The following is a 6,184-nucleotide window of genomic DNA, read 5'->3' as shown; positions in this document are numbered from 1 at the left end:
GGAAAATCGACATCGAGATCAGGACTCACCACTCACCCCCCGTCAAACGTCCCCACGTCAGACCACACGTCAGTGGCGGCCGTTGCCGGTCGATCTCGCATATCTCGGAAAGGCGAGTCAAAAACCGCAGACCATTCCCGAGGAGCAAAACCCCCAGCTTGTCATTCACCAAGTCACTACATCCGCATAGTGCTCGCGTGACCGTGAATAGCCCTGGGGTGCTCGGCCTGCTGGTAGTTCTTCGCCGCCATTCGGCGGGACGGCTCGCTGGGGGTCGGTCGGCGACAGGCATTCGGGTCGAGGCGGACGTCCTGTACCAGCCCTCGCGGGCCGACGACGGCCGTCAGCAGGCCGTCGCGGCGGGTCGCCGTCGTGCTGACCCTGTCCAGCGCACGACGCATCACCTTCGGCCGCTCGACCTGCCGGGAGTGATCCTCCATCGGCTCTTCGAGCGACGTGCGAAGCTCTGCTCCCATGCCTCTCCGCCTCCGATAACGTCGAAACACCCCTGACCCTTAGACGGACTCGTCAGCGATCGGTTCCCTCTTGTCCCGTTTGTCCACAAAGGTGCCACGCTGAGCATAAACTAGCCGCCGAGGGAGGGAGATCGATGGCGGAGCGCTCCGAGGACGACCGTCGCGTCCTTGACCGACTGCGCCGTGCGGCGGCGGAGCGGGACGCGATCCTCCCGGGGGAGCGCATCCTGATTGAGTATCACGAACGGTCCGCCTTCCTGGTCGGGATGGACTCCCAGGGCAAGCTCTTCCACCCCCGCGATACCGAGTCCGAGGCGGACGGCGGCTGATCCGGGCGTACTCTCGTACTCCCGCATCGCGTGCCGGCCGGGCCGGTCGTGCTGCCGAGACCGCCCTCAACGTCCCCCTGGATCCGCTGTGAACCCGGAATCGCAAGCCCTTCCATCGCCGAACCGCGGGCCGGGGCGGCGCTCGGCCCTCGCCACGTCCCCGGTGATCCTGCCGTGGGCCACGCTCCGGCTGGCCGGCCGGTTCGTGCTGCCGCTGGCGCTCTGGTACACGGTCGGTCAGGCGCTCCGGTACGTGCTGTTCTACAGCGGTTATCGGTTCGGGCTGCACAACGCCGTCGTGCCGGTCTTTGTGATGAGCTTCACCGTGATGGTCACCCTGTCGGTGACGGTGCTCATGGTCCACAGCCTCAAGGACGGCCTGCCCGCGGTCCGAGAACACGAACTCGACGAGTCCCTTGCCTCATGGGCGGTGCAGGACGAAGAGACCATCGTCGACGCGCTGGCGCGTGCGTTGCTGCCCTTCATGATCTTCTACCTGGCCTGGAACTGGTACGTCGACGATGCGCGGGCCTACGCGCAGAACGTCACCGGCCGCGGATTCGGAGAGCAGGGCTTCGGCGGGCAGATGGACGCCTTGAAGTCGATCGGCGCCCTCCAGAGTCACCTGTACATCGCGATCGCACTGACCGTCGCTTTCCTCATCGCCAAATTCGTCGCCGAGCGCGTGGTGGAACCGCGGTGGGCGCGAGCGGGCGGGGTGTTGATCGCCTTTTGCGAGGTCAACTGGACGCTGTTCGGCCTCTTCACCGTCAACCAGGCCCGGAACGCCGGCACCGGTTGGCTGCAGGGGCGGGTCGCGTGGGGATGGCTCGCCGACCTCACCGGCCCCCTGTTCGGCTGGGTGAGTGCGCTGTGGCCGTCCTTGAAGGAGGCGGTGCTCGGCTCCCTCGTCTGGCTGGTGATCGCGGGAGTGATCCTCGGCGTCGACGCCGCCGAGGAGGCCGCGCTCGGCAGCGGCAGGCTGGCCCGGCGGATCATCGCGGCCAGCGGCATGGACAAGCCGCGCACGCCGCTCGAGGTTCTCACCCGGGAGCTGCGCGACAAGTGGCTCCCGACCGTGTACGGGGTCCGGATGATCATCCGGGCGGGAATACTCCCGTTCGGTGTTTTCTGTGCCCTGTTCACCGGTCTGGAGGTCGTCGCGGATCTGGGGCAGCGGGGTGTCTACGACCTGCTCGGCCCGCATCCGGTCGGCTGGTGGGAAGCGCGCCTGTCCATCGTCGACTTCGGTGTCGGCTTCGTCCACCAGGCGCTTCGCGTGTGCCTGATGGCGGCGGCGTTCGACCTGGTGGTGGCCCGCGTCAATGTGCGAAAACGAGACCGTTCAGCGACTGGCCCGTCTGCGTCCTCGACTTCTGCGATATCGCCAGCAGCACGGAGTTGACCAGGGCGCCCGGTACGTCGGAGGTGATCGCCATCTGGGTGGTACGCCCCGCGACCGGGTCCGGGCCGAGCGGCGCCCCCGTCCACTCGTGCCCGGCGCCGTCCCGCAGCCGGTAGCCGGTCGCCTGGACGTTCTTGACCCCCTGGGCGTCGAGCGGCCGCACCTGGAGGATCAGCTTGATGTGCACGGCACCGGCCGGTGTCGTCGAGTCCGTCGCGGGCGTGGTCGTGTCCCGGCCGAGCATTCTCCACTGGGCGTGGCCGAGCACTCCGGTCTGGCCGAGCCGTACGGTCGTGTCGCGCTCCGGTGGCTGTATGTTCGCGGCCTGGTGGCTGTCGTCGATCCATTGGACGGCGAGCAGGGCGGGTGCCAGGGCGAGCAGCACGGCCGCCTCGATCAGGCGCCGGCGGCGCCGTCCACCCTTCGCCCGTGGTGCCATCGCCTCTTCGGACGGGCGGGCTCCGGAGCCGACGAGCTGGAGCGCGTCGGGCACCGTGTCCTCGAGCGGGTCCCGCGTCCCGGGCGCGCGCCGGTCCCGGACCGTGAACTCGTACGGGTCCCGGACGGTGTGCTCGTACGGGTCGCGAGGCGCCCGCGAGCGCGGCGATCGCTGATCGTGCGGGTCGAACGTCATGTCGTCTTCAGGACGTAGTCGCGGGGAGCACGGCCGATCAGGTCCGCCGCCTTTCGGGCGTCGACGCCCAGGTCCACGTCGACCTCGGCGCTCAACTGGCTGAGCACGTCGGACTCGCCGATGATCAACCGCGCGCCGGCCAGCCGGTCCTTCGGGATCTCGAAGACGTACGACGCGGGACCCCAGAGCATCGGCTCGTAGGTGTCGGAACGACCGGAGATGTCCGGCCGGCCGCTCTCGTCGTACGACAGGCCACCGCGTGTGGTCAGCCGGACGTGCCCGGGTGTGAACGGCTTCTGGTTGCTCTTGATCCGCAGGTAGACGATCACGAAGAGGCCGGGGCTGGGGACGGCCGTCCGGTTGAGGATGCTGTCCTTGACGATCGCGGTCGCCACGTCGACCCGGTCGACCTGGACGCTGAAGACGCGGTTGCCGACCACGGTGCCGATGCGGCCCCGGCTCACGATCGGGTCGAGCATTTTGGCGTCCTGGCGTGGCTTGACACCGTGCAGCCACATGGCGGCGGCCATGAGCGCCACGGCGACGAGCCAGGAGACGGCCCTGACCACGGTGTTCATGAGGTCGCCCCCGGCCGCACCGGAAGGGTCACCGTCGCGGTGACGGGAGAAGTGCTCGTGACGCTCCAGCTGATCTCGTTCGAGCTGAACGCCTGGCCGTACTGCCACGTGCGCAGCGCGAGGGTGACGGACTGCGGCGTCGTCGTCTCCGGGAGCGGCCACACCAACTGGACGATCACCGGGAACCGTGGGTGGATCTCCGTGGTCGTGCCGCCGAGGAGGTCGCCGTTCGACTGCATCAGGTCTGCCTGCACGTATTTGCCGGGCTTGGGCTCGGCGACGACTCCGCTCAGGAACGAGCCCACGCCCCACGACCGGTCTCCGGTGTTGGTCACGCGCGTCCGTACGATCAGTTTGTTATCGGCCTTGCCGAAACTCCCGATCTTGAACCGGCCCGCGCGGGCGTCGAGGACCTGCACCTTGAAGAGCCCCTGATCCACCGTCGCGCCGGGGGACACCGCGCTCGGTCCGCTCGGACGGGCACCCAGGCCGCCGAACGCACCGGCCAGCGCGATCGTGACCACGATGACGCCGACGACGCTGAGCAGCACCGGCGGCCTGCGGCGCGGTGCGGTTTCGGAGCGATCGTGGTGGGCCACGAGGACTGATGCTAACGGGCCGTCTGCCCGGAATGACCGCGATCGGAACCTGTCGTCGCGTCGATCGTCTAAAGTGCGACTCTGGTCGGTGCGTTCCCGGGGGAGGCGGAACATGCGGGCGGTACGACTGGCGGGTCTCGCCGTCGCGGGTGCGCTGGCGCTCTCGGCGAGCGTATGCGCCCCGGCGGCTCTCGCGCTTCCCGACCGGGCCAAACCGTCGCCAACCGCCCATCCGAAGTCTCCGACCAAGTCGGCCACCAAGCCCACCCCTGCCCCGACGGTCACCAAGACCAAGACCAAGACGGCGACGCCCATCCCTCCCTGTCCCACCCCGCCGTCCTTCGCGGCGTCGCGCGTTCAGCAGGTGCCGTGGGCGCAGTCGAGGCTCGACTTCACCAACGTCTGGAACATCACCCGGGGGAAGGGCGTCACGGTCGCCGTCGTCGACAGCGGTATCAGTCAGTCGCACCCGCAGTTGGCCGGCCGGGTCGTGAAGAGCATCGACCTCACCCACACCCACAACACCGACTGCTACGGCCACGGCACGGCGGTCGCCGGCATCATCGCGGCCCAGGACGAACGTAACAGCAAGTCGATGCCGTTCGTGGGCGTCGCCCCCGACGTCCAGCTGATCTCGATCAAGATTCAGAACCAAGAGCAGTCGGGCGACGACGGCACGCTGCTCGCCAAGGGCATCATGCGGGCCGTGGACGAAGGGGCGGACATCATCAACATCTCCGCCACCAACACCGACTATCCCCTTCTTCGGCAGGCGGTCGAGCACGCACGGAAGAAGGGCGTCCTGATCGTGGCCTCCGCGGGGAACACCGACCCGACCAAGAAGGCGAGCGAGCAGCGGGAATACCCCGCGTCGTACCCGGGCGTGCTCTCCGTCGGGGCCGTCGGACCCGACGGTCCGTTGTCCGACTTCTCCAATACCACCTCGAGGGTGGACGTGTCCGCGCCCGGCGACAGCATCATCAGCACGGAGGGCGACGGCTACATCGGCGATCTTCGGGGGACGAGTTACTCCGCGCCGTACGTCACCGGCGTCGCGGCTCTGGTCAAGTCCGAGAAGCCGGACCTGACCCCGCCAGAGATCATCAGGCGCATCGTCGCCACCGCCGATGGCAGCATCGGGACCGGCAGCGGCGGCGGGATGGTCAACCCGCGTGAGGCGGTGACGGCGCTCATCAGCGACACGAGCGGTCCCTCCACGTCACCTCGGACGGGCGCCCAGCCGATCAACATCGGCGGTCCACCGCCGGTCGATCACCGGACCCGTGATCTCGGTGCGCTGATCGCGGTCTGCGCCATCGGCGGTGCGCTGCTGGTCGGGTTCGCGGGGGTCGTCGTGCCGCTCGGCGTGCGCCGAGGCTGGCGACCGGGCCGCGCCAAGCTCCCGCCCGACGACGACTCGACCTGACAGGGCGTTTCCCCGCCGCGAGATCATCGCCTTTCCGCGACCGTGCGCAGGGGTCAAGTCGTTCATCCAGGCGGTTCACGGCCGGTGGGAGACCGGGTCTAACTGGCCCTGGGTGAAATATCGGTGGCTTACCGTGACCGTGCCGCGCCGAACTCGTCGTGCACATCGCTGTTACTTGATCGATTCACTTGCGACTTACCCATTGCCTCATAAATTCGGTGATGGTTTACTTGCCCGAAACGTAGTTAACCTCGTGGACATAATCTGCGAGGGAGTCGAGTGAGCCCGGACGGGGATCGGACCCGGTCCCACCGGCCGTTGGGTGGACGCGGGGTCCGGCCGAGGTGGTGATAGCGCAGGTGGCCATTGGCGAACGACCGCATACCCACGCCGACGACGCGGTAAACATCAGACCGAACGCATGACCCGGCGTGACTGGTTCTGGAAGTCCATCACCACTGGGCGGTCGAATGACACGGGCGATCGGTCCGTGGGGCGAAGAAATCGCTGATCAGCGTAGGTGGCGCCACTTATGCGAACGATCCCGATCCTCGCCCATAAGCCTACGACGGCCGTCTGAGACGCAGCGAGAAGTTTCGCGGCACGCCGGCGAGCTCCCGTTCGCAGCGGCGCGCCGCGCACGGTGGCTGCCGGGCGCACCCTCTGCCGAGTTGGCCCGGTGCGACGAACGTCTGACAGGGGTGACTGTTGAGCGTCGGTCTTGATGTCAATTTCAA

Annotated in this window: 7 protein-coding genes; 3 read left to right on the top strand and 4 right to left on the bottom strand. The window is 68.0% G+C overall.

Annotated elements, in window-relative coordinates:
* Positions 1-176: 176 nt before the first annotated feature.
* Positions 177-476, bottom strand: a complete 300-nt coding sequence (locus tag AB0I04_RS54765) for a hypothetical protein (RefSeq protein ID WP_360904895.1) — start codon at positions 474-476, stop codon at positions 177-179.
* Positions 477-610: 134 nt separating this feature from the next.
* Here AB0I04_RS54765 and AB0I04_RS54760 point away from each other — a divergent pair, with 134 nt between their 5' ends.
* Together AB0I04_RS54760 and AB0I04_RS54755 are read left to right on the top strand one after the other, a co-directional pair.
* Positions 611-805, top strand: coding sequence for a hypothetical protein (locus AB0I04_RS54760; RefSeq protein ID WP_360904892.1), 195 nt, complete (start codon positions 611-613; stop codon positions 803-805).
* A gap of 88 nt (positions 806-893) precedes the next feature.
* Entirely contained in the window at positions 894-2,210 is a 1,317-nt protein-coding gene (locus tag AB0I04_RS54755; protein WP_360904889.1) for a hypothetical protein, read from the top strand.
* On the opposite strand, the gene AB0I04_RS54750 is transcribed toward AB0I04_RS54755, so the two are convergent.
* From AB0I04_RS54750 to AB0I04_RS54740, 3 genes are read right to left on the bottom strand one after another with little or no spacing between them, the layout of a single operon-like run.
* Positions 2,128-2,844: a hypothetical protein gene (locus tag AB0I04_RS54750; RefSeq protein ID WP_360904886.1), complete on the bottom strand. Its 717-nt coding sequence runs from the start codon at positions 2,842-2,844 to the stop codon at positions 2,128-2,130. The genes AB0I04_RS54755 and AB0I04_RS54750 overlap by 83 nt on opposite strands.
* On the bottom strand, positions 2,841-3,422 hold the full coding sequence (locus tag AB0I04_RS54745; protein WP_360904882.1) for a hypothetical protein: 582 nt from the start codon (positions 3,420-3,422) through the stop codon (positions 2,841-2,843). Before AB0I04_RS54745 ends, AB0I04_RS54750 begins: the two co-directional genes overlap by 4 nt.
* The gene (locus AB0I04_RS54740) at positions 3,419-4,021 is read right to left on the bottom strand and encodes a hypothetical protein (RefSeq protein WP_360904879.1); all 603 of its coding nucleotides are present in this window, start codon (positions 4,019-4,021) and stop codon (positions 3,419-3,421) included. The genes AB0I04_RS54745 and AB0I04_RS54740 overlap by 4 nt, the downstream gene beginning before the upstream one ends.
* A gap of 112 nt (positions 4,022-4,133) precedes the next feature.
* On the opposite strand from AB0I04_RS54740, the gene AB0I04_RS54735 reads away from it, so the two are divergent.
* Positions 4,134-5,447 carry a S8 family serine peptidase gene (locus tag AB0I04_RS54735; protein WP_360904876.1) on the top strand — a complete coding sequence of 438 codons (1,314 nt, stop codon included), beginning with the start codon at positions 4,134-4,136 and terminating at the stop codon, positions 5,445-5,447.
* Positions 5,448-6,184 lie beyond the last annotated feature (737 nt).

Source organism: Actinoallomurus sp. NPDC050550, from assembly GCF_040655075.1.
GTDB lineage: Bacteria > Actinomycetota > Actinomycetes > Streptosporangiales > Streptosporangiaceae > Actinoallomurus.
The sequence above is the reverse complement of the archived record's forward strand: the minus strand, read 5'-3'. Positions and strand labels throughout refer to the sequence as shown.